This is a genomic window from Chitinophaga filiformis, from assembly GCF_900102545.1.
GTDB classification, from domain to species: Bacteria; Bacteroidota; Bacteroidia; order Chitinophagales; family Chitinophagaceae; genus Chitinophaga; species Chitinophaga filiformis.
Genome location: NZ_FNBN01000001.1, coordinates 76,101 through 99,974 on the forward strand (window position 1 = coordinate 76,101; position 23,874 = coordinate 99,974).

Sequence of the window (23,874 nt, forward strand, 5' to 3'; positions counted from 1 at the left end):
CGGCGGGATTTTTTTATGAGCTATTTCTGATTTATTAAGACTTCTCCATACATCATTGCTGTTTCTCCGCTGTAGTATGACCCTTACACTTACCATTGCCAACACCTATCCACATTCGATCTGGCTTTTACATATATTTCAAATCAAAAGCGTACTTATAGCTAATCTTAGCTTTGGTACCGATATTCTCTTTCCATGCAAGTTCATCATGACTTATGTCAATAATTTCTTTGGTCTGCTTCCTACCCAACGCTGACTTAACAGCCTTCAATGTTTCAAGTTCTTCTTTAGAGAACAGACGGGCTTCAAAGTTTCTACCTTCTCTTGGTAAGAATTCTTCTCCGTATCTTCCTTCCTGAAACTCGTGATAACATATAGTCACATCCTCCTTCTGTGCCACATACTCAAAGATGCTGTTAAAATTGTTTGGCACAGGGCCCATTGGAATCGCATAGTACTCAGCACCACTAATACTATAAGCTGTTTTCTTGTAGTGATAGAAATCAGCATAAAAAAGAAGCTTATTTAATTGGGTTTTCCAGGGCTTAAGTTCAGAAGCAAAGAATACTATCATTTCTGTAAGACGCCTTAAACTTGGCCTTCTATATCCGGTATAGACAGTTACTTTATCAGTATGACCTCCCGACATGAGGTATTGAGGCAGACCATTAAAGTGAAAGTCATTCTGTTCAATCAATAACGTGTCAATTCTGGTATTTACCTCCTTAAGTGCTTTATCATCCAGGACGTTGATAGAGGTATTGACAAGCTTTCTGAATTCCGCAGGATCTTCTGCCAGCTGGATGAGTCTCGCATTGGATATATTAGGTATTTCGCCATTTTCGTATTGTCTATACATATTAACACCAAACCCTAAGACCTCTGCCATTTTAGTCTGAGTTAAGCTGTACTTATCCCTTATCTCCTTTATTTGGTCAGGAAAGGGAAGGTTATACTTTTCGCGGTATTGATTATATACCTGATTTAAATTCAAGTTTTCCAGCTCCTCGTCAGTTAACTCTTCTCCACTTTCCTCGTCCCAATAAAAGTGATAAAGAATGGAGAAAGATTCCTTGCGGAAATCTATCGTCTCGGCGCGTAAACGCCGTACCATTTCTTTTCCTGTATATGGACTTTTCATAAATAATTAGTTAAATGGGTATTGCATAGGATACTCCGATTCATGGAATGATAAACAAACAACTGCTGTACCATCCAATCCAATCGAAAATTTTATATATAACTCTGTTCCTCTGAAATCATAACCAAATACTGCAACGGCCCTATCTGGATATTTTTCGTCGGGTTCTGGTCCACAATAATAATCTGTGGGAGCCAGATCTTTAATAATTTCTATTTGCATTGCTACCGTGATCCCAAGATTAGCTAAACTCTGCGTGTTCTTTGCTGAACGATTATTAAACCAAATCTTGTTGGTAGCAATGATCTTTTTGATATCCTTCAAAAGAGCTGTTGCATCCTCTACTGTTTTGACTGGCTGCATTGAGCTGTCTAACGTATACATGTCTAATTCTTTTTAAGTTTTGGTGATGTGGCATTAGTATCTCTTTTAAGGTTTAATAAAAACTAATCACTACAAAGATAAAAAATAAAACAACGTTAACGTTTTTTTATAAAACAAACTTCTGATTTAGCATTATTTTCAAATATCTTACAATCAACTAATAATAATGTCAATAAATTAACATGAGAAATATTTCATCTGTACAATAACAACGTAGTCGTTCAAACCGCTTCCGAATAAATTATTCCTATTATAGGCATAAAAAAGGGCTGACAAAAAGTAAAAAATCCTTTTTGCCAGCCCTTTTTTATGAGGTCCCTACTCCACCACCACCATACATCTCACCTGCTGCAACTCCCCTTCCCGCTGCGTATACGCCACCAACACTGTCCTCTCATCCAATCCCTTTAGCACCGGATAACTCGCATACACCGAATCAGGCGTCAATACCCCTGTATCCAGCACCTTCCCTGCACCGTCCCTCAACTGAAAGCCTACACGGCTATTAAACGTATTTTTCACCTTTACCGGTTCATCCCATACCAGCATGACCTTATTGTCAGCCAGTGCTGTGATCTGCGGATGTTTCGCAAGTGGTACAGAACTTACCTTCTGCTTATGGGTATAAGTCTGACCATTATCCGCCGACTGACAATAATAAACCCCTTCTCCTCCTCCCATGGTAAACCAGGCAAAATGCATCCCTTCTTTGTTCTTCACCATAGCCGGTCCGGTATGCGGACAACCTCTCACTACCCAGTTATCAGCACTGATCCTGTTCATTGTTGAAAAAGAGGCGCCTCTGTCTGTTGATACCATATGCACCATATCGCGGATAGAATCATTGATAATATCCCTGAAAGCGATATGAATACCGCCATCTCCATCTGTATAGAGATCCGTTCTGCAACATTGACAAACTGTTTCCGCCAATGACCTTTCCTGTTTAAAACCTTCATGACCATCGGTAACAGCAAAGTAGAGAGAAGAACCTTCCGCATCCACATCTTTTCTGTTATCGAGCCAGATAGCGGCGGCCTGTCCATCAGGTAACAACGCGATATCAAAGTAGCGTTGATCATAACTGCCGGTATCTGTTACCAGGGCCTGTGCGGGCAACCAGTTTTTCCCTCCGTTCAAAGAACGTGTATAGAATACCCTTCCTGCATATTTGTTACGTGGGTCATTCTGTTCTACTCCGTAGATAGCAATGATCTCTCCGTCGGGTTTAAATACCATTTTAGGCATGTTCTCTGCATGCGGCAATATACCGTTGGCAGTAGGCACCTGTTGCGGCGAAGAAAACGTCTTACCCTTATCATCAGATACTGCATAATACAGTGTGCCGGTATCAGCACCGGCAGGCGCCTCCACCCAACTGATAACAGTCTTACCATCTGTGGTAGTTGTCAGATAAGGACATGAAGCATCCTGCGTAGCATGCGATAATACCTGTATCTTCTTCTCCGGATTGTTACATGCTACAGTGCACATCGCCAATAATATCATCCATTGTCTCATTCCCATCTTCGTTAGTTTTTACCATTAAATGTATAAGCAACACCTATGTTGAAAGTACGTTTCGGACCTGGTCTGTAAGTAGTGCTGTAAGTTGTTTTCTCCGCAGTAGTAGCATAGATCGCATCCGCAGCATTGCGACAGTTCAGCCAGCATTCGAATTTCCTCCAGCTGTAACCTGTACGGAAGTTCAGGAGATCATAGCCGCCGTAATACTGCGTATTCTGCGGATCCATGTAGTAACGGCTCACATGCTGCCACTCTCCTGCCAGCCGGAAACCCCGAAGAAAAGCAGGCTTCCAGGTGATCTCTGTATTAGTGATCACTTTAGGCGCACCACCCATCTGATTGTCATTATAGCTCACTCCTTTTTCCACATACTGATTGAAAAAGTGTTCTGCATATTGACCGCTGCAACGTATCCATATAGAACGTATTGGCGAATAGCGCACATTCCATTCTATTCCTCTATGTGTAGTACGGCCGGTATTGCGGTTTTCATAAGAGCCATCATCCAGTTTTACACTGATAATCTCATTCGTGCCCTGCATATCATAGATACCTATATCCACATATCCTTTATCATTGGCAAAACCAAACCAACCACCTGCTTCATAGTTGCGATAAGTAGCAGGCTCCAGCACCGGTACTTTTACACCTCTGTATAGTTCAGAGATATTAGGCGGCGCAAAGCCAACACTGTAATTGGCATACATACCGCGGTTCATTCCAAAGTCGTATGTCAGCCCTACTTTTGGCGTCAGTGCATTGAAGTTGTTACGATCATCAGGAGCACCAGTGAACGCAGAAGGTGTAAGATGATTATCAAAATCATAATCCATCCTGTCATAACGGAGCGCTGCTACGAGTTTCATACCACGCAGCAATTCCATGTCAAACTGTGCATAGGCAGCGGTATTCAGCAGGCCTACATTATAATCCGTCAGCAACGAATCTTTCTTTGTATAACCTGTATAATAACCAGCAGCATCACGGGTAATATCAATAAACTCTGAGTAATAAGCCGCAGGGCTGTAATCGGCGCTCACACCTGCAATTAAAGATGCATGCCGCCATGGGAATTGCTTCTTGTGCTGTATGATCAATCCATAACTGTTAAAGCTGTCGTCATTGATTTCACCACTAGCTTTCAGGGGATTCTGTAAGTTGTTTTTAATGGCATAAAATGGATTCTGTCCTATGCTGTTGTTACGGAAGAATGCAGTCACCGTAGTTCTGTCTGTTGAACTCCAGCTGTGTTCCAGCGTACTTCTGTAGCGGAACGCATTCACCTTGCGATAAGAGAACGTCTGGAAATTGCGGTAATCTTTTCCATAAAAATGAGCACTGTCCAATCCTCCCACCTGGTCGGTGTAATAATCAGTCAGTGTAGCGGAATTAATCCACTTTGTCCGTTCATTGATCTGGTAATCTGCCCTCAGCGTAAATGCCAGTTTATGAAAATCACTGTGGTCCATATAGCCATTGCGCTGATCTGCATAATAACCACCGAAGCTAAGACCTACTTTGTTAAATGTACTGGAAGCGCTGAAATCAGTACGCTTATATCCCCTGTCACTGATCTCTGCCTGTATCCTGGCGGTAGGTTTCAGAGATGGTGCTGCGGTGATAAAATTGACAGCTCCCCCCACCGCTTCACTACCATACAAGGAAGATGCAGGTCCTCTTACAACTTCAATATTGCGCAATGCCGCCATATTGATCTCGATCAGTGCATTGTGGTTAAAGTCGCCGATGGTGCGGATAGGAATACCATCCTCCAGGTACAGGAAGAGGCTCTTGTAGCCGATTGGCTGCCTGATAGCCATCGTATGCTGTTCGTTACCCAGATCGACCATATACACTCCGCTGACTTTGTTCAGCAACTGCTCCAGGGAAGTAGCTTTGGCATCTCTCATCTCCTGTGTAGAGATAGTGCTAATGGCCACCGGTGCATCGGTGCGGGATTGTTTGTCGCGGCTGGTGGTTACTATTATTTCATTCAGACTGGCAACATCTGGTGTCAGTGAAACAATGAATGGCGCTTGTGTCTTTACTGCCAGTTTTTGTGGCTGATATCCTACAAAAGATACTTTAATAGAATCTTCCGCTTTATTGCCTTGCAGCGTAAAACGGCCTGCTGCATCTGTCAGGCAACCTTTGCCTGCGTGCATCAACTGCACGGTGACGCCTGGCAATACTTCTCCTGTCTGCGCGTCAATCACACGGCCCTGCATCTGCGCATGTGATTGTACAAAAAACAATACTCCTGTTATTATCAGTATTAAATATTTCATGGGTGCAAAAGTTCAACTGCCGCAATAGGGCATACAACTGCGTGACAGGCGATGTAATATCACTGCCGGTACAATTGCCATCACGGACAATAGTGGTCAATAAGTAATAGAAGGAATGAAGATCAATGAAACCAGCCACAGCTGTATGCCGTGCCATAGCTCATATGAAATGCATCACAATAAATGTGCTGTAATTGTACGGTTGACGTGAACTAAGCCTGGGGTGGGTGAAAGAAAGAGAATAAAGGAGTATGCAGTTCAGGATCCTGATAATAAACGATGAGTTTTGAAGAAGGAGCAATTGGGGTAAAGTCAAACTCCTGTAGCGCATTCACAAAAGACACTTCATACTTTTCCTTACCTGTTGTGCCATTCTGCTGCTGCTGTTCATCCTGGCGCAACTTCTTCCTGAGATAACATTTACCATTACAGTGCATGTCAGGTTTGTCCCTGTTTTCGCATAATACACTTGCAATATATGCCTGATCAATCTTATACTTCACCATAATCACCACCTGGCTGAAGTTTTGCAACAGCAGACCCAGGAATACTGATATGACGAAGAAATATCTCATTTACTGCAGCAAAAATAGCTCAAGACTTACCCAATTGCAAATGATTTATATCATGTTCGGAGGAGATCCTGGTTCCTAACTGAGTTGCTTCATATGCTAGTTACATCCTGGCTATTTGCAGGTAATCATAAAACTGGGCACCACGTGATAAACCATAGACGAAACATACAAAACTGCAAGGGTCTAAACAGAGAGGGGCGCCTCTGTTTGAGACACCCCTCTGAAAAATGATATTGAAAACGCTGTTACTGCGCCAGCATAAATCGCAATGTCAATCCGCCTCTGGTACTGGTAATCGGGTAAGCAGTGGAAATAACCGGTATGGTTTGCCTTCGGTCGTAGAAGAACCGCAGGTTCAGACGGTTGTTCAGCACATAGTCAATAGACGGCGATATACCGATCACTTTCTGTCCGCTTGTCGGTATCACCAGGTCAGCATCCTGCCTGTTGTTCACCGTCTTGTCATCACGGAAACTCATATCCAGCCTGAAGTTCATGTCATTCTGCACCTTCTTGCCGTCTTTCGGCTGGCCCAGGAACGCAAATTGCACATTACGCAGACGGTAGCTACCTCCCAGGGTCAGTTCAGTAGAACGAAGCTCTGTCAGCTGGTAGTCGATCAGGCTGAGACTGAGTGAACGGCTCTTCTTGAATTCCACACGCAGGTTCAGACTGTTGGTGAAAGTCACATCCACACCTACTAATGGCGAGAACTCTTCCGTCATCGTGATGTTTGGTATCAGGAAGTACGGAATATAGTTGCCAGATACGGTGTCTATAAATCCAGGATAACCTGCCAGACGCGGATCTTCATACAGCAAGGCTGTATTGTACGAGCTCATACTCAGACGACCTACATACGCATGTGTAAGCGATACGTTGGTAAAGATAGACTTGAATGGTTCCAGTTTGGTCAATCCGTTATAAGCCACACGCCAGTTCGGACGAGGTATATAATTGCTGAAAGGATTGCTGCGAACATTAGATAAACCGGCGCTTTTCAGCAGGCCTATCTTCTCAGGATCCTTGCCGGTATAAGCGGCCAGGAATGCCGGCACCAGTACATCCTGTGCATAACGTCCGTAACCATAACGGTAAGTCGGATCTTTCGGGTTGTTAGTAGGTACTCCAGGATCACTGTTATAAGGGTTCAGCGCACCCAGGCGATTGGAGATCGTCTGACGGTAACGCTCAAAGTCTTTGAAAGTCTGCGTCGTCCCAGATTCCTTATCAATACCTCCAAAGATGGTTTTGATAGCCATATAAGTGATCTCAAATCCGCCCGCGTCATAAGGACTCAGGTGCTGGAAGCCGGAATCAGACATGTTCTTGAACAGCTCCGTATGCGTCTTGGTGAACGACTTGGTCATACTCAGATCGATCCGGAGGTCATTAGCTGGTTCCAGCTGTGCCTGTATCTGCCAGCGCTGTGTGAATTGCTGCTGGAACTGGATGTTGAAAGTAGTATCAGGTGTGATGAGGCCTTTCTTCGCAAAGTTGTCCAGCCATGCCTTATCAGGTTGTTTACCAAACACGAATGGTACGCCCGGCGCCCAGCTGGCCCAGTTCATACCCAGTATTTTGGTACTGTCGATATAACCTGGTAAGCGGGTACTACCATTTTCAGAATAGTCCAGACTGACACGTTTTATTGACAGCAACGGTTTCATCACCGCTTTCAGGATAGGCGATATTTCCGGTGTAACATCCTGCTTGGCCGGTTGTTTCTGATTGCCGGCAGTGCCAGGTCTGTTGTTATTGTTCGGCTGTGGCTTTTTCTTCTGTTGCGTACCCGTAATGGCTCGCAGGAAGGCCGATTTACTATACAGCTCAGAGAACTTGAATTCCGCCATCACGGTCTTCTGATTCGAGTTCTCGATCGCATTACCCAGATACTTTGCCAGCAGGGAAGCACCCGTCCAGCGGTAGTCAGTTGAATACCCTATGGCAATGCTCGTCCAATTCAGCAAAGGCAGCTTGGTTGTTGGCAGTGTATAAGTGATGTTGGCGGTATGGTAGTAATTGGTGGTTCTACCCAGTTTGAAGAAATTGCTCCATAAGCTGTCTTTCTTCTCCTTGGAGTCCAGACGGCCCTTTGGTTCATCAATACGGGCGTTGTTTACCGCATTGAAGTCTATACTGAGGCTCTTTGTCAGATCCCACTTCAGACCATAATACCTATCAAACGTAAAGTACTTGTTATATGTCTCCGGCAGTTTGTATGTACCATCCCCTCCAACGTTACGGATACGTGTTGCACCGAACTGGCGGGTAATGTCTACCCTGAAACTGATGAGTGATGGTATATAGTTAAAGTTAAAGTCACGGATCAGGTCAAGCCATGGTGTTTTCGCCTTGAACAGTTTCTTGAATGGCGTAATGAACTTACTCTGACCGGTGAAGGTATATCCCAGGCCACCACGGTGTTTTGTCAGTTCATCACTTTGAATGATCGGACTATGGCTGGAGGTCTGTGTATAGGAATAGCTGATATCAAAGTTCTCAATATCCCAGAGGTGGTTCTTTTTCCTGTTCAGGTTCATGCGACGCACGTTGGTAAAGTTGAGACTCTTGATAGAGGTAAAGTCTTCAGCAGCTTTACGGATAGAATCGCGCTCATAATCACTGCGGGCCATTCTTAACTTATCCTTGAGTTTGATATCCAGGTCGTATGGATCGTATTCTGGTCTGCTGACAGCCCTTGAATAACCGGCGTATACAGGAATGGAGAGACTGGCTCTCTTCGGCAGCAGTTTACCCAGGTCCAGGTTGGCAGCCGCATCGTATTGCAGGTAGTTATCACGGAAACGTTCATTCACACGCTGGTCAAGGTTACCAAAACCCGCCGTGTGCATGTTACCTGACACGCTGATAGTACCCAGATCTGCCAGTTGCATATCTACACGGCCCATACCGGCATAACCGCCTTTTTCATCCAGACCGGAAAGACGTAATTCATTGAACCATACCTCACCACATTTAGGCAGACCATCATCTTTCGGGTTGGTCACACCCAACATGATCGTTCTTACATCACCCAGGTTCGGGTTACCGATCACGCTCAGGTAGTTACCTTTTTCATCCTGCTCGGTATATGCTCTTAAAGGAGAGCAGGTATCACACTGGTTACGCTTCTGCTTCAACTGGGTCAGTTTGCTCAGCAGCAGGTCCATGTCGTTGATCTCAGGCCAGATGTCGTACGCTGTATGAGAACCTCCCCAGCTGGTCACCTTCAGTGGTATCTGATATTCGTAGTAGTTTTCCACGAAGTCACTACCCATACGAACGATAGCGCGCAGGTCGCCATCTTTCAGTCCGTTAGGATCGTCGGAGGCTTCTGCGTGCAGGTACATCTGAAGATGTTTGTACTGACGCAGGTCCATGTTCAGGTTCTTTGATACGCCGCGGGTATCTCCGTCTTCCAGTTTACACACCTGGATAGACATCGCCTGTTCGTTCAGCTGCAGCACGGTGCTGTTGGTGCTCACGGTATTCTGACGCACAACTCCCGGAGGCAGTGTATACGGGATAGGCTTACGGGAAGAGTTTTCTTCAATATTTACAGCAGATGTATTGAAAGTAGTTGATCCGTCGTTCGGAATAGGATCGCCCGGCTGCAGTTTATAGTCATACTGACGCCATTGGTTACGCACCAGTTGCAGTTTCGCAAAACGTACCACCACAGTATCCTTAAATCCAGTCAGGAACATACGCATGAAACGGATGGATTTGAAGTCTGGAATGCTACCTATTTTCGCATTAAAACTGCTGATCGGCACTTTAAACTGGTACCAGTTCTCAATAGTCTTCTGTCCATTTGCCAGCGTTACTTCCGCCGGTATCTTATCTACAATATAGTTAGTACCTACCGTCATATTTGGACGCAGGCTCACACGGTACTGGAAGTATTCCTCTGTTTCATTCAGCGTGTTATCCCTGTTCAGGTCTTCCGATTCAGGAATGTTCGTAGCTGCGGTTGAGTAAGTGGTATTCTGTGAAACCGGGGAGTTACCTTCCGGATTGCTATATAACTTGTAGCGTTCCAGGATGGTGGTATTGGTATAATCCCTGTAGTGCCTGTAGTCATCATTGGACGGGTCTCCCTGTGCCTGCTTGTAAATATTGGAGTTCGATCCGAAGTTTCTCGCCAGCTCATCAAGATATGATCTGTGGAAGGTCTTCTCATCACCACTCTGCAAACCATCATAACCCACATCCTGGTAACGGCGGATCTCGGGATCATTATCAAATGCCTGGGTGATCTGTTGCTGGAATTTCGGAATACGGCCCCAGACAGAAGAATCTGTTTTATTCAGGTCCGTAGTCGGATTAGGCAATCCGTTTTCGAAGAACTTGCGGGAATCTTTCAGGATGTCTTCCGACACATTACCGAGGTTAAAGTACAATTGACCACCGGTGCTGTTCGGATCCTTAATAAAAGGATCCTGGATCCAGAATTCGATAAACTCAACATTCTGTGTCTGAAAGTCACTATTATCGATAGCACGCATGATACCACCCCATGCCTTTTCAGGGTGTGTCAGGTGACCATCAGCATCAACACTATCTTTATTGGCAATAAAGTTATACGGACCTCTTTCTCTCGGATAATAGGCCAGGTCAAGTGTACTTAACTGGCTTTGACCAAAATCAGTAGAACGGTTCGCAAATACCTCTTTCTGATATACCAGGCGCACACGTGGGTCGGATTGCTGGTTTTCATCAATGCCAGTCGGTAATGCAGGCGATTTCGGGATCTGCAGGGTAGGCTCAATGATATACCAGGCCAGTCTCGCCCTGTCATGACCATAAGCCAGATCATTGGATTTGTCTGCATTCAGAAACAGTGGCCTTCCAGAGCTGTCTACTGCATCTTTTGGTGTAGACGCCAGTGCCCAGGCAGTAGCCGGGAACTTCAGGTCGTAACCACTCTGGGAACCTTCAAAATCATCGATAAAGACCTGTCCCTGGCCGGTACCTGCCGCATTTACCAGTTTACTGTGGCCGGGGAATAACTTGGCCACCTCACCGGTGAACATGATATTGGAAGGTGTATTGCTCTGGTAATTAGGCAGTTTGTTCAGGAAACGGGTCAATCCTTTCCACTGGGAATTATAGTTTACGTCAAAGCCCACCACGGTATTCTTGATAGGATCTTCACCGTAGTTCACTTTCTGGTAGTAAGGGCGTTCACTCATCCTGGCAATGGTAGATCCCAGGGTCAGGTTGTCGTTCACCACATAGTCAAAGCGGGTACCAAAGTAGTTCCTTACCTGGGTGCCAAAGGCCGCATTGTTTTCAAACTGCACATTAATGGCCACCCCCGAGTTCAGGATACCTGCGTTGATGATCTTGATACGGCCCAGGTTATAGTCAATGATAAAGTCTACGTTCTCGCGCAATTGTTGTCCGCCGGCAGTCACCGTTACAGAGCCCGGAGGAATATTATACCCTCCCAGCTGGATCTCGGACGAGTTGGCAGACTTATACGACCCTTTCAAAACATAGCGGTTCAACTGCGGGAACTGCTGCGCCACCACTTTAATGGAATCATACAGCACCTTATACAGATACTGTTTTTCCAGCGCAGCATTGCCGCCGAAAGCTTTTCTGATACCCTGAGAGAATGGTTCCAGTTGCGGGAACATGATACGTCCCGTCTGGGAATTGATAGTATACCCTTCCACGTAGTCAAACACACCATCCGGCTGCGGGTCATTCTGGTTGTTCAGCCTGTCCAGGTTGAGGATGGTAATGAGCGGAGCGCCCTCCCAGATACCCTGGGCATCCGGCAGGTAACGTTTATCACTTGGTGCGCGGGATTCTGTACCCGGGTCTTTATAGTAAACATCCAGTTTGAAGTCAGCCCTGTTGATCTGGTAAGCGCCTGTGGAATAGATGTTTTTCATCATCAGGTCCCAGATAGGCAGGTTTGGACGTGCGGACGTAGCTTTCAGCAATTTCAGGAACAGGATACGCTGGTTGACGCTATTATTCTGGTCAGGTGGAATATCCTGGGAGAATTCACCCACAGTGTACACACGGCCGTTATAAGTATACTGGTATGCAACGGCCAAAACTTCATCCGCCTGCAATTGCTGATTGAGCGAGATGAAGCCTAACTGCCTGTTGAGCGTATATTCCGTAGAGTCCAGTTTTCGGGCGAAAGTCTTTTCATACTGCTGGACCGGTTCGATATTCAGGGTTCGTAGCCGACTGACGACCGTTCCCGTGTAACGGCTGGCCGGGTCAGAGATCACCGTAGAGTAGAGCGTATTGGCCCTGTTGTCGGTGAGTTTGGAACTATTCTGTACTTTATAAGTCTGGTTAAAAGGATCCCACTCACCAAGGTCCATCAAACCGACGATATCCCTTGCATTGGTGGTAGCACCCGTTTTGTTGGTTACCCATACCTCTATCCTGTTGATATATGCCAGCGACTGTATGATGGGCAGGTTGGCAACCGCGTTATTGAATGTATCGCGGAAGAACTGACCTAACAGGAAGTGGCGGTTGTCCTCATACTCGTCGGCCTTCAGGGTGAAGTCCTGTACCTGGGTACCACCTTTGATCAGCAGGTTCTGCTTCTGTGATTTCTGGTTGGACAATACAGAGGTAACCGTGAGACGGCCAAACTGCAGCTGGGTTTTGATACCAAACAGGGACTGCACCCCGGATATCAGTGAGCTACGCAGGGGGAAGCTCACGTTACCTGCCTCGATCTTTTTGATGATCTCATCGTCGTAACCGGTATATTCCAGTTTGATCTGGTTTTCAAAGTCGAAAGTAGACTGTGTATTGAAGTTGGTGATGAGTTTCAGCTTGTCCCCTATCTTACCGGTCAGGTTCATATTGATATTCATATCAAAAGCGAAACCTCCCGTTTTACGGGCCTGTTCTGTGAGTACCGGATTTTTGATATTCTGGCCTTCATAACCGAAGGTCAGTTCGAGGCTACCCTGAGGTTTGATATCCACTTTATTACCACCGAATATTCTGTCAAACAGCTTGCTGCCTTTGTACAATTCGGGCCCGTCTCCCTTCTGGTTCAGCGATCCGAGGGTACTGGCCCTTTTTTTCCAGTAGTCCTCCTCACTCTTAGCAGATTGGAGTTTATAAAATTCATCGAAGCTGAGATAGGTTGGATTGCGGTAGTAGTGGTCGCCAATCTTTTCTGTTACTGTATATTGCCGGGTGACGGGATCATAATCAACAGTACGGGATAAACCTGCAGGATCTTTTAAATCTATCTGATTCTTGACAGGATCTGTAATACTGGTACCGTAACGATCTTTTATCGGAAACTTTAGCGTATCCTTTTTAACGGTATCTGCTGCCGCTGGTGTGACGAAGTCTGGTTGCCAGTATTTCTTAGTATAGTTGTTAGAATAACCCGAACGATTCCTTGCCGCAGTGTCAAAAATAAATAACGAAACAACTCCTATTACTGCAATAGCACCATAATATGTCTTTCTTGACAAGAGAAATAGGTTTTTATAGAGGTCAGGGTAATAAATAATTTATAGACCTTTCAGCGACTTTTTAATCAGCGCTTCGAGGTCTTGCAATAGTGGTTCAGCTTTTAACACCTTATTGATCGCTTGTTCGGCCACATTTCTGGCGATTCCTAAAGTGACTAATGCATTTAACGCGTCATCTTGCATTGTATTGTTTGGAGTTACAGATATTTGAAGACCGGTATCTTTCGTTTTACTGATTTTATCCTTTAGTTCCAGAATTACCCGTTTTGCCGTTTTAGCGCCGATCCCTTTTATACTTTCAAGCATTTTTTCGTTTTCCATAGCGATAGCCCGTTGAATATCTTCAGGTTGCAGGGAAGACAACATCATCCGGGCGGTATTGGCGCCTATTCCCGAGACGCCTATCAGGAGGAGGAACATATGACGTTCCGCTTCGTCAAAAAAACCATATAGTGTATGTGCATCCTCCTTAATATGCAGATACGTCAGCAATTTGCAATTTTCCAGTCCCTGTATGCGGGAGTAGGTATTAAGACTGATCTGCACTTCGTATCCAACCCCTTGAACATCAATATATACCAAAGCAGGGGATTTATAGGACAGTTTTCCGTTGAGGTAAGCAATCATACAGGAAGATAAAATGTTTCTAATGTTCGGCAAACCTAGTAAAAATTTAGCAAGAACAGGGCAGTAAGTAACCTTATACTTACATTTACAAATTCTTATGTATTTTTACGCCTCGTTTAAAACATCTATTTTATTAATATGAACAAAATAACGGCCGCTATTACAGCGGTAGGTGGTTATGTACCTGACTACGTGCTCACTAATAAAGAACTGGAAACACTGGTAGATACAACAGACGAATGGATCATCACCCGTACAGGGATCAAGGAAAGAAGAATACTGAAGGGAGAGCGTAAGGGGACCTCGGAGTTATGTGTACCTGTGGCACAGGAAATATGCCGTAAGAGAGGGATCAGCCCGGAAGAGATCGACCTGCTGATTGTAGCCACAGTTACGCCAGACATGGTGTTTCCGGCTACTGCCAACATAGTAACTGATAAAATAGGAGCTAAAAACGCCTTCGGCTTTGATATCAGTGCAGCCTGTTCCGGTTTCCTCTATGCCCTGGATACAGGTGCGCGTTTCATCGAGAGCGGACGCTATAAGAAAGTAATGGTGATCGGGGCTGACAAAATGAGCTCCATCATTGACTATACTGACCGTACTACCTGCATCATCTTCGGCGACGGCGGCGCAGGCGTATTACTGGAACCTAATACCGAAGGCCTGGGCCTGATCGACAGCATCCTGAAAAGCGACGGCCATGGCCGTGAGTACCTGCACATGAAAGCCGGCGGCTCCGCACAGCCTGCCAGCATTGAAAGTGTGACCAACAGGGAGCACTATGTATACCAGGAAGGTAAAATGGTGTTCAAATATGCCGTAGCCAACATGGCAGAAGCAGCACATGACGTTATGCAGCGTAACAACCTTACTGCCAATGATGTAGCGTGGCTGGTGCCTCACCAGGCCAATAAGCGTATCATCGATGCTACTGCTTCCCGTATGGGTCTCCCGGAAGAAAAAATCATGATGAACATTCAGCGATATGGTAACACTACCGCAGGTACGTTACCACTTTGCCTCTGGGATTACGAAAAGCAACTGAAGAAAGGTGACAACCTGGTACTGGCTGCCTTTGGCGGTGGCTTTACCTGGGGTGCCAGCTATGTGAAGTGGGCTTACGATCCGAAATAATTAAAACGGCCAGGAATTAGGAACTGAGCATTCTTAATTCCTGGCCTAATTGAATGAAGGCAAAATATACCCCAGCCTCAGTTGCACTCCCTGTACCTCTGCACTGATATGTCCTCCCATTTTGTCCATGAAGTCCTTACAGATCACCAGGGTTACCGACAAATCATCCCCCCTTCTGTATTCAAACAAGTGAGCCGCCATTTGTGGGGTAACTGAGCTTACTGTACATATCACCTCCACCTTCACCAATTCATCCTGTACAGCACGCACTACTATCGGCCCCTCTCCTGATAGCTTTACTGCGCAATGCAACAAACTGCGGTTAATGAACAGCAACATCTCCTGATCGCCTGCCAGACATAAGCCGGAAGAGATTTCCAACCGTATCCGCTGTTGATCAATATGGTGCATGGCCTGTTCAAAAAGCAGCAGCAGATCGCAGGGAGCGGGATTATAGACAAAACCTGACAGCTGTGATTTAATCCAGCGCAGAATATTATCAAAAATGACCAGTGTTTTCCGGGAAGAGACAACGGCTTCATCAATGATCAGCTGCAGGGAGGCCTGGTCCATATCCTTATTCCTGAACAGGGCCGATACCCGGATAATATCATTCAACGGTTCCCGGAAATCCCGCGCCAGGATGGCGATCAGCTTATTCTTAAAATCGTCGTGGATGCTTAGCTGCTGGTTCTTTTCAGAAATGGCGTCGTTCATTTCCCGTAGTAAACGTTCCTGCCGGCGCAATTCCTTATAAGACCGGTAACGGGCGTAGGTAAAACCTCCCATCAGCAGCAGTACGCCTACCATAAACCCAATCAGCTGCTGGCGGCTCTTCCGCTTCATATTGGCCTTGTTGATCTTCTGTTCCTGTACCTTATTGCTCAGCTGCCACTCGTTCAGCTCCTGCTCTTTCAGGAAATAATCCAGGTAGTTCATATAGTTGCTGGATTTCATTTCCAGCCGCTTTCTTACCAGTTCCGACAGTGCCCGGCCATAATAGGACTTTTTCGCTTCGTTATTACTCCTGGCATAATAGCGGTACAGGCTGGCAATAGTTGGCAGCATCATGTTCAGGTATCCCGCCTGCTGACCTATGGCGAAGGCCTTTTCCCTGGCAGGTATGGCATCAGCAGGATAACCGTTCTGCCTATATGTGTCAATATGATCCAGCATGTCAATGGCCACTACCACCAGGCCTTCTTTTAACGCCTTATCCGCCAGCTCATTGATCCGCTGTACTGCCTTTGCTCCTTCTCCCTCCTTCATCCATTCATCGGCCTCCAATGCCTGTATATAGTAAATTTCCCGGGCGCCGGGGTACTTACGGATAATTTCCTTTGACTTTCCCAATGCCCATTTCACAGAGTCCTTCCGCGTACTGTCCTGCTCAAAACGGATGGCATAATTGATCAGCACCAGGCTGTAAATAGAATCCTGTGTCAGCGTTTTTCCGAGTTCCATTGCCTGGTACAGATATTGATTGGATTCCGGTTTCATGCCACTGAAGTCATGAAATACACTGAGATTCATCAGTAGCTGACAGATGTTGGGCTGGTCTTCCAGCTCACGATACAGCAACAACGCTTTGAATCCATATTCGATAGCCTGTTTGGTATTGGCCTTCAGCGCGTAGAAGATGCTTAGATTATTCAGGGCGCCGGCCAGGCCCCTTTTGTATCCATGGCGGGAAGCTATGTCACGGGCTTTTACAGCATACCAGAAGCAGCTGTCGGTATTACTCAGATGATATTGCATGCCCAGCTGGTTCAAGACATCGGTATAGCCGGTACTATCCGGCTGCCGTAAAAGGTCGGCCCGTAACTGGCGGATGACCTTATCCTGGGCAAACAACGGCCTTCCGGCCATCAGGCAGGCAATCAGCAGGGGTATGATATGTATCCATGTTCTTTTCACTGTTCTCTCGTTATGCTCTCTCTGGCAAATGGCAATGTATAGGAAAATGTACTGCCGCTCTCCGGGTTATTGGTTGCCTGAATAGTGCCCCCCATTTTATCCATAAAGTCCTTGCAGATGATAAGTGCCAGTCCGGCGCCACCATTTGTTCTGCCGCGGTCCTTTTCCCTGTTACGGTATTCGAACAGGTGATGCAGCACACCAGGGTCTACGCCTTTCCCTTCATCACTGACTGAAATAGTGACTTTGTTGCCTTCCACTGCAGCCCTGATATACACATTACCCTGCACCGGACTGAATTTCACCGCGTTGTGTAACAGGTTCCGGTGTACGAACTGCAGCATTTCCCGATCGGCCAGTACGTCCAGGTCCTCCGGAATATCGAGCTGTATGGTTAGTGCTTTCTCCACATAATCATCCTTCAAAACCTCCATTGCTTCCCTGATCATAGCAGCCGGCCGGCAAACCACCGGGGTATATACGAAACCGCTCAGCTGCGACCTGATCCAGCGCAGGATGCTGTCAAAAATATGCAGGGTTTGCTGCGACTTGGTTTCCAGCTTCCGGAACAGGTCTGTGGCGTCATCATAAGCCAGGGACTGATCTTTCAGCAGATTGGTGATGTCGATAATGTGATTCAGCGGTACACGGAAGTCATGTGCAATGAGGGAGATCAGTTTATTCTTAAAATCATCATTGGTACGCAATAAAGCATTCTTTTCGCTGATTTCACGGTTCTTCTCTCCCAGCTGGATAGCATTCCGGCGGGAGCGCCGGTGGGAACGGTTAACATCCACCAGCAACAATACCGTCAATACCAGCAGTATGGTCAGAAAGATAATGACCGCATACCTGCCACGGCTCTCCATCGCCTTCTTATCCAGTAGCTGCTGCTGATAATCATGCTGCAGCTGTAAGGCACGCAGCTTTTTCTCCTGCATGTAATAGTCGATGTAATCCAGCTCTCCCTGCGTTTTGCTTTGTTCCTCCCTTTCCATGATATCCAGCATGGCAGCCGCATAGAACTGGGCAGAATCGCTCTTGTTATGACTATCATACCAGGCGTATAGTTTTGCTACCCCTGGCAGGGCCAGTTCCCGGTACCCTCCTTCCAGTGCCAGCCGCACCATTTGTCGCCGGAAGATGGTGGAATCCGCCTGATGGCTGCGTGACTTGTAAGAAACGAGGTGTGACGAGCCATACATGGCATGATATACATATCCCTTTCTCTCTGCCTCGGCCACCAGGGCAATGAGTTTAGCCACTCCCTCCGCCTCGGCGGTCTTGCTGTATATCAACTCCTGCGCCTGCAGCATGCCGGTATAGAGCAACAACCGTTCATCTCCTGCCCTGGTAGCCATCTGACGTGCGGTAGTCAATGCCCGGATAGCCTTTTTCCTGTCAAAGAGGTCACTACTCCGTCCCGCGCGGAAGTTACTGATGTAAATAAAGTAACAATTGGCCCGCAGGGCCATGAGAAGGCTATCATTTTTCAGGCGTCTGCCGATATCCAGGGCCCGTTTCATGTATCCGTCAGCTTCCTCATACTGTTTTTCAAACTGGTAATATACCCCCAGGTGCATACAGGTCTGGCAGATGCCCGCACTGTCGCCCAGCTCTTTGTACAGGTTCAGGGCATCGATGTAAAAGCGGAAAGAAAGATAGCTGTTGTCCCGGTAGGCATAATAGCCTCCCAGGCCGCGGTAAGCGGCGGCCTCCCCATTCACATACTTAAGCCTTTGTGCTACTTCGCGGGCTTTACAGAGGTAAATAAAACAGGTATCCAGCTGGATGTGCTGGAACTGGCCGGCGAGCTGATTCATCAGATCCACATACCGGATGCTGTCTGTAGTCTTTGCCGCGGTGGCCTGCAGGCTGGAAATAACACCTTTTTGGGCGTAAACAGTTTCCTGCCGGACAAAGCACCCGGAAATGACTATCATGAGGTTGATGAGTACGTTCTTATTACGGAAGATGTACAATAATAAACAGATGTATTATAATGATTTCGCCTGCTTTCCGCTACAAGATACTGTTATATTTCGAACACCAGCCCTCTCCTTTTCAAATCTTCATATTTCGTTTTATCGAACCGGTACAGGTGCGCTCCTTTCTTTGAGGTCGTTTTATCCTTTTCGTCGAGTTTCTCCAATATGTTCATAGACAGGATCTTCTTACGGAAATTACGCTTGTCCAGCTCATGCTGGAAGATCTCCTCATAGAGGCTACGTAACTGGGAAAGCGTGAACTTTTCGGGCAGCAGCTCAAAACCAATAGGGTGAAAATGAGCATTATCTCTCAATTTCTTCAGCGCGTCAGCGATCATCTGGCGGTGGTCGAAGATGAGGTTAGGGATCTGATGCAGTTCCAGCCAATGTGCGCTGTATTGCTGGGTAGGATTATGTTCATGTTCCCGGATGCGGATCAGGGCATAATACGCCATAGATATAACCCGGGCGCCTGAGTCACGGCCTACATCTCCGTAACAGGCCAGTTGATCCATGTAGATGTTTTCCAGTCCCGTGGTTTGTTTTAATACCCGCGCGGCAGCTTCGTCCACACTCTCATCTTTCTGGAGAAAACCACCCATTAAAGACCATTCGCCCTGCATGGGATCTACTTTTCGCTGCATGATGAGCAACTTCAGTTTACTGTTTTCGAACCCAAAAATAATACAATCTACTGCTACCAGGTGTTGCGGTACATTAGCATAAAATGATTGTGCATTCATTGAAATAATTGATTGTCTGCCTTGTGCTGAACAGCTGCAAAGATGCTACTATTTTCTGCTTCTTGCGAACTCGCTGTAATCAGTAACGGGAATTTTATTAATACCGGCCTGCCGCAACATAGTTACCAGCTGACCGCGATGATACGTGGCATGATTAAATACCTGCATCAGTATTTCTATAACGGTTGATTTACAATATTGTTTCCGGGTATCGTAATAAGCCACCACATGCTGTAGCCTGACAGGCTGCACCTGTTTTACCCAGTCGGCCAGCAACTGAGACTGTTGCTGCCAGCGGGCGCACGCTTCCGAAAACGTGCCTTCGAAACCTATAGAGGGTTTGACCGCCTGTTCCACCAGGTGTAAACGCTGGTACCACAAGCTTTCAACATCCCACATATGGTACGCCGTTTTGCGTAAACTTCCGAAGCTGCTGCCTGTTTCCTGGTCCAGCTGTGTATCCGGCAACTTTTTCAATACATCCGCTATCCTATTGTTAGCCCAAAGGTTATAAGCTGCATAGCTGAGCAGGATATCCTTCATGGATATAATTTTAGTTACTATCTTCACCAAAATACCAAAATTATCGCACCTGCCAGCATGTGCAGGTAAATAATCCTGAAGGAACATGGAAAAAATTACTATTAGGGACGTACGAAAAGAGGATTGTCCGAGAATAATGGAGCTCATACAGGAGCTGGCAGTATATGAAAAAGCACCCGAGGCAGTAACGGTAACACTCCAGGAGTTTGAAGATGCAGGATTCGGCAAGAACCCTGTCTGGAAAGCATTTGCAGCCGTACATACAGAAGATGGAAAAGAAACGATTGTCGGTTTTGCGCTTTATTATATCCGTTATTCTACCTGGAAAGGATGCAGATTATACCTGGAAGATCTGATCGTAACAGAGAGCTTCAGAGGCAGACGTATAGGCAATATGTTGTTTGAAAGATTGTTCGAGGAAGTAAGGGAAAAAAAGTTCAAAGGCATGAACTGGCAGGTACTGGAATGGAACGAACCTGCTATCAACTTCTATAAGAAACTAAATGCCAGCTTCGACCCTGAGTGGTGGAATGCCAGCATCGACTTTTAAAAGGAAAAGGGATCAGGAATAATGTCCCTGATCCCTTTTTCAGATTAGCTGATCCCGTTCACCACGGCATCCTTCTGTATCTTCACGATCAGTCCCTGTAATACTTTACCAGGACCGACTTCTGTAAATGTCGTTGCACCGTCAGCTACCATCGCCTGTACGGACTGTGTCCAGCGTACCGCGCCAGTCAGCTGATCGATCAGGTTTTGCTTGATCTCCTCCGGACTGCTAACCGCCTTAGCCACCACGTTCTGATATACCGGGCAGGACGGCGTGCTGAAAGTTGTTTTCTCAATAGCCGCTTTCAGTTCCTCTTTGGCAGGCGCCATCAGCGGGGAGTGGAATGCACCACCTACAGGCAGTACCAGGGCTCTTTTAGCACCTGCCGCTTTCATTCTTTCACAGGCTACATCAATACCTTTGATGGAACCGGAAATTACCAGCTGGCCAGGACAGTTGAAGTTGGCAGGCACCACTACCTCTCCTGTCTCTGCGCTTACTGCAGCACAGATCTCCTCTACTTTTGCATCATCCAGCGCCAATACAGCCGCCATAGTGGATGGCTGCAGCTCGCAGGCTTTCTGCATGGCAGTAGCGCGTATAAATACCAGGCGTAATGCATCTTCGAAGGTCAGTGCGCCATTGGCCACCAGCGCCGAAAACTCACCCAGGGAATGTCCTGCAACCATATCTGGTTTTGCCGCAGGCTCTGCACACAGAAAAGCGATCACACTATGCAGGAACACTGCTGGCTGCGTCACTTTCGTCTGTTTCAGGTCTTCCTCGGTACCGGAAAACATAATATCTGATATACGGAAGCCCAAAATTTCGTTGGCTTTCTCGAAAAGCTCTTTTGCTTTAGGATTGCTCTCATACAGATTCTTGCCCATACCCGGGAACTGAGAACCCTGTCCTGGAAAAACGTAAGCGTGTTTCATCTGATTTGGTTTACGTACCTGACACATGCATTAATATTTCTACATATATCTTGGTAACTGGATTGCAAATATTCATACTCTTTGTGATATATCAAAATCCCGCCTAAAAAAGAGGGTATTCTTGCTCCGGTTGTTTAACTTGCATTGACCTTATCTCCATGTAGCATTTCGATCCGTTCAGTAGATTCTTTAACAGGGATTAAAATACTTACTGCAATGATAACAGGAAATGATTACACCATTATTTCGAATAAAGAGTTCAATGAATTCTTCCCGGCTTTTATTGACGATCTGAAAAAACGCGATGCACATCTCATTGTGGAAGAGGTGGAGGTCGTGGAAGACGAAGTATATGAGTACGTTCTCGCGAAAGATAAAAAGACTTTCCAGGAATACCTGGAGAACGGGTACGCGGTGAATGAACGCGGGGAAGGTTGCTTCGTCATACTTGCCAGGAGAGTGCACCGGCTGGAGTATAATGTAGAGATCACGACGAAGATAGAAGATGATGTGGAAGAGGCGATCGATCCTTATTCTTCCGTGCTGATACTAAGGGATACATGGAGTTACACGCTGGTACTGCCGGCTGTTATTGAGGATAGCGATTATTGTCAGCGGGTGTATGAAATAGCGGTGAATGTATTGAGGTGAAATGAATAAAATGAATGGAAGCTTTCCGGCAGCTTCTTGTTAACTTTCTGTTCTATGAAAAAGAAGGAAATACAAATCATCCAACCAAAAATAACAGACGGATTCAGCATGCCATTAACAAAGGACAAGCTCTGTCTACACTTCAGGGTATCAACTATGTTAAACCAATATAGGCTCGCGATCTGTAACAAGCGATGTAGTTTTATCCCAATAAAAAAAACCGCCTGACTAAAGCCAAACGGTTCGCAATTCTTTTATCAAACTTACTTCGTAATCAAACGCATAAACTCATTCCGCGTCCTCCCATCTTCAAACTGACCTGAAAACGCAGACGTTGTCGTCACAGAATTCTGCTTCTGCACACCACGCATCATCATACAAAGATGCTGCGCTTCTATCACTACCCCTACTCCCAACGGCTGCAGCGTTTCCTGGATAGCATCCAGGATCTGATGCGTCATACGCTCCTGCACCTGCAGCCTGCGCGCAAACACATCCACAACACGGGCCAGTTTGCTCAGACCGGTAATGTACCCATTAGGAATATAAGCGATATGCGCCTTCCCAAAGAAAGGTAACATATGATGTTCGCAAAGGGAATACAGTTCGATATCCTTTACGATCACCATTTCGCTATATGCTTCTGTAAACCTGGCTCCTTCCAGGATAGCTTTCGCATCCATCTGGTAGCCTTCTGTGAGGAATTGCATTGCTTTGGCTACACGCTCCGGCGTCTTCAATAATCCCTCTCTCGATGCGTCTTCGCCTAATAATTCTATGCTGCTCTTGTAATGATGAATAAGCTCATTCGTTATCTTTTCATCATACGTTTCTATCTTATTGTAAGCCATTACTATAATTAACTTAGTCTAATAATCGGCAATTCCTGAATACCCATGGTATGGGACATCATCGCTTATTTACCACCAAAGTATTCTACATAGATACGAGGCGTCTCATACAGCTTGATACAATGTAACTCAACGCCGGCGGGCAGGTGAGGTGTAAGTTGATCCCAGATGCCGATAGCAAGATTTTCAGCGGAAGTAAATTTACCTGCCATGAAATCAACATCCACATTCAGGTTCCTGTGGTCCACCTTTTCCACGATATAATCCTTGATAAGTACACCGAGTGTTTTGGCATTAAATACAAATCCGGTTTCCGGATCTGGCGTTCCCTTTACGGTGACGTGTAATTCGTAATTATGACCGTGCCAGTTTTCATTAGCACATTTACCAAACACTTCCTCATTCTTTTCCTTACTCCAAGCGGGATTGGATAACTTATGCGCCGCATTGAAGTTCTCCACACGCGTTAAATAGATCATTATTAACTCTATATTTTCCGCAAAAATACAATAATTCGATTAGAATCGATCGTT

The 23,874-nt window shown here is 46.0% G+C and carries 17 protein-coding genes; 3 read left to right on the forward strand and 14 right to left on the reverse strand.

What is annotated here, in order from left to right; translation table 11 throughout:
- Positions 1-127: 127 nt before the first annotated feature.
- From BLR32_RS00305 to ruvA, 7 genes are all read right to left on the reverse strand, one after another.
- Positions 128-1,141, reverse strand: a complete 1,014-nt coding sequence (locus BLR32_RS00305) for a type II TA system antitoxin MqsA family protein (RefSeq protein ID WP_089828251.1) — start codon at positions 1,139-1,141, stop codon at positions 128-130.
- A 6-nt stretch (positions 1,142-1,147) separates the two neighbouring features.
- Positions 1,148-1,525 (reverse strand): type II toxin-antitoxin system MqsR family toxin, encoded by a 378-nt coding sequence (locus BLR32_RS00310; RefSeq protein ID WP_089828252.1) that lies wholly within the window; start codon positions 1,523-1,525, stop codon positions 1,148-1,150.
- 318 nt (positions 1,526-1,843) lie between these two features.
- The gene (locus tag BLR32_RS00315; RefSeq protein WP_143011306.1) at positions 1,844-3,052 is read right to left on the reverse strand and encodes a sialidase family protein; all 1,209 of its coding nucleotides are present in this window, start codon (positions 3,050-3,052) and stop codon (positions 1,844-1,846) included.
- A 5-nt stretch (positions 3,053-3,057) separates the two neighbouring features.
- The gene (locus BLR32_RS00320) at positions 3,058-5,340 is read right to left on the reverse strand and encodes a TonB-dependent receptor (protein ID WP_089828254.1); all 2,283 of its coding nucleotides are present in this window, start codon (positions 5,338-5,340) and stop codon (positions 3,058-3,060) included.
- 212 nt (positions 5,341-5,552) lie between these two features.
- Positions 5,553-5,915, reverse strand: coding sequence for a hypothetical protein (locus BLR32_RS00325; protein ID WP_089828255.1), 363 nt, complete (start codon positions 5,913-5,915; stop codon positions 5,553-5,555).
- 245 nt (positions 5,916-6,160) lie between these two features.
- Positions 6,161-13,396 carry a T9SS outer membrane translocon Sov/SprA gene (sov, locus tag BLR32_RS00330; protein ID WP_089828256.1) on the reverse strand — a complete coding sequence of 2,412 codons (7,236 nt, stop codon included), beginning with the start codon at positions 13,394-13,396 and terminating at the stop codon, positions 6,161-6,163.
- Positions 13,397-13,435: 39 nt separating this feature from the next.
- Entirely contained in the window at positions 13,436-14,023 is a 588-nt protein-coding gene (gene ruvA / locus BLR32_RS00335) for a Holliday junction branch migration protein RuvA (protein WP_089828257.1), read from the reverse strand.
- 138 nt (positions 14,024-14,161) lie between these two features.
- On the opposite strand from ruvA, the gene BLR32_RS00340 reads away from it, so the two are divergent.
- Positions 14,162-15,160 carry a beta-ketoacyl-ACP synthase III gene (locus BLR32_RS00340; RefSeq protein ID WP_089828258.1) on the forward strand — a complete coding sequence of 333 codons (999 nt, stop codon included), beginning with the start codon at positions 14,162-14,164 and terminating at the stop codon, positions 15,158-15,160.
- A 45-nt stretch (positions 15,161-15,205) separates the two neighbouring features.
- On the opposite strand, the gene BLR32_RS00345 is transcribed toward BLR32_RS00340, so the two are convergent.
- From BLR32_RS00345 to BLR32_RS00360, 4 genes are all read right to left on the reverse strand, one after another.
- Positions 15,206-17,077: a sensor histidine kinase gene (locus BLR32_RS00345; RefSeq protein ID WP_089828259.1), complete on the reverse strand. Its 1,872-nt coding sequence runs from the start codon at positions 17,075-17,077 to the stop codon at positions 15,206-15,208.
- A complete protein-coding gene (locus BLR32_RS00350) occupies positions 17,074-19,020 on the reverse strand; it encodes an ATP-binding protein (RefSeq protein WP_143011307.1) in 1,947 nt (648 codons plus the stop codon). Before BLR32_RS00350 ends, BLR32_RS00345 begins: the two co-directional genes overlap by 4 nt.
- A 92-nt stretch (positions 19,021-19,112) precedes the next feature.
- The gene (locus tag BLR32_RS00355; protein WP_089828261.1) at positions 19,113-19,808 is read right to left on the reverse strand and encodes an NUDIX hydrolase; all 696 of its coding nucleotides are present in this window, start codon (positions 19,806-19,808) and stop codon (positions 19,113-19,115) included.
- A 48-nt stretch (positions 19,809-19,856) separates the two neighbouring features.
- A complete protein-coding gene (locus tag BLR32_RS00360) occupies positions 19,857-20,351 on the reverse strand; it encodes a DinB family protein (RefSeq protein WP_176842111.1) in 495 nt (164 codons plus the stop codon).
- Between the two features lie 85 nt (positions 20,352-20,436).
- Between BLR32_RS00360 and BLR32_RS00365 the strand changes: the two genes are divergently transcribed.
- Positions 20,437-20,901, forward strand: coding sequence for a GNAT family N-acetyltransferase (locus BLR32_RS00365; RefSeq protein WP_089828263.1), 465 nt, complete (start codon positions 20,437-20,439; stop codon positions 20,899-20,901).
- A gap of 44 nt (positions 20,902-20,945) precedes the next feature.
- On the opposite strand, the gene fabD is transcribed toward BLR32_RS00365, so the two are convergent.
- Positions 20,946-21,839 carry an ACP S-malonyltransferase gene (gene fabD, locus BLR32_RS00370; RefSeq protein WP_089829842.1) on the reverse strand — a complete coding sequence of 298 codons (894 nt, stop codon included), beginning with the start codon at positions 21,837-21,839 and terminating at the stop codon, positions 20,946-20,948.
- 216 nt (positions 21,840-22,055) lie between these two features.
- Between fabD and BLR32_RS00375 the strand changes: the two genes are divergently transcribed.
- Positions 22,056-22,490, forward strand: coding sequence for a hypothetical protein (locus BLR32_RS00375; RefSeq protein WP_089828264.1), 435 nt, complete (start codon positions 22,056-22,058; stop codon positions 22,488-22,490).
- Positions 22,491-22,753: 263 nt separating this feature from the next.
- Here the strand turns inward: BLR32_RS00375 and folE are convergent, their stop codons facing one another.
- Both folE and BLR32_RS00385 read right to left on the reverse strand, forming a co-directional pair.
- Positions 22,754-23,341: a GTP cyclohydrolase I FolE gene (gene folE / locus BLR32_RS00380; RefSeq protein WP_089828265.1), complete on the reverse strand. Its 588-nt coding sequence runs from the start codon at positions 23,339-23,341 to the stop codon at positions 22,754-22,756.
- 65 nt (positions 23,342-23,406) lie between these two features.
- Entirely contained in the window at positions 23,407-23,820 is a 414-nt protein-coding gene (locus BLR32_RS00385) for a 6-pyruvoyl trahydropterin synthase family protein (RefSeq protein WP_089828266.1), read from the reverse strand.
- Positions 23,821-23,874 lie beyond the last annotated feature (54 nt).

What these genes read in the sequence shown, in the direction of transcription:
- BLR32_RS00340 (WP_089828258.1), top strand. Translation starts at nt 14,162, where the DNA reads ATGAACAAAATAACGGCCGCTATTACAGCGGTAGGTGGTTATGTACCT.
- BLR32_RS00365 (WP_089828263.1), top strand. Translation starts at nt 20,437, where the DNA reads ATGGAAAAAATTACTATTAGGGACGTACGAAAAGAGGATTGTCCGAGA.
- BLR32_RS00305 (WP_089828251.1), bottom strand. Translation starts at nt 1,141, where the DNA reads ATGAAAAGTCCATATACAGGAAAAGAAATGGTACGGCGTTTACGCGCC.
- BLR32_RS00315 (WP_143011306.1), bottom strand. Translation starts at nt 3,052, where the DNA reads ATGGGAATGAGACAATGGATGATATTATTGGCGATGTGCACTGTAGCA.
- BLR32_RS00375 (WP_089828264.1), top strand. Translation starts at nt 22,056, where the DNA reads ATGATAACAGGAAATGATTACACCATTATTTCGAATAAAGAGTTCAAT.
- BLR32_RS00320 (WP_089828254.1), bottom strand. Translation starts at nt 5,340, where the DNA reads ATGAAATATTTAATACTGATAATAACAGGAGTATTGTTTTTTGTACAA.
- BLR32_RS00310 (WP_089828252.1), bottom strand. Translation starts at nt 1,525, where the DNA reads ATGTATACGTTAGACAGCTCAATGCAGCCAGTCAAAACAGTAGAGGAT.
- BLR32_RS00325 (WP_089828255.1), bottom strand. Translation starts at nt 5,915, where the DNA reads ATGAGATATTTCTTCGTCATATCAGTATTCCTGGGTCTGCTGTTGCAA.
- ruvA (WP_089828257.1), bottom strand. Translation starts at nt 14,023, where the DNA reads ATGATTGCTTACCTCAACGGAAAACTGTCCTATAAATCCCCTGCTTTG.
- fabD (WP_089829842.1), bottom strand. Translation starts at nt 21,839, where the DNA reads ATGAAACACGCTTACGTTTTTCCAGGACAGGGTTCTCAGTTCCCGGGT.
- folE (WP_089828265.1), bottom strand. Translation starts at nt 23,341, where the DNA reads ATGGCTTACAATAAGATAGAAACGTATGATGAAAAGATAACGAATGAG.
- BLR32_RS00350 (WP_143011307.1), bottom strand. Translation starts at nt 19,020, where the DNA reads ATGATAGTCATTTCCGGGTGCTTTGTCCGGCAGGAAACTGTTTACGCC.
- BLR32_RS00360 (WP_176842111.1), bottom strand. Translation starts at nt 20,351, where the DNA reads ATGAAGGATATCCTGCTCAGCTATGCAGCTTATAACCTTTGGGCTAAC.
- BLR32_RS00385 (WP_089828266.1), bottom strand. Translation starts at nt 23,820, where the DNA reads ATGATCTATTTAACGCGTGTGGAGAACTTCAATGCGGCGCATAAGTTA.
- BLR32_RS00355 (WP_089828261.1), bottom strand. Translation starts at nt 19,808, where the DNA reads ATGAATGCACAATCATTTTATGCTAATGTACCGCAACACCTGGTAGCA.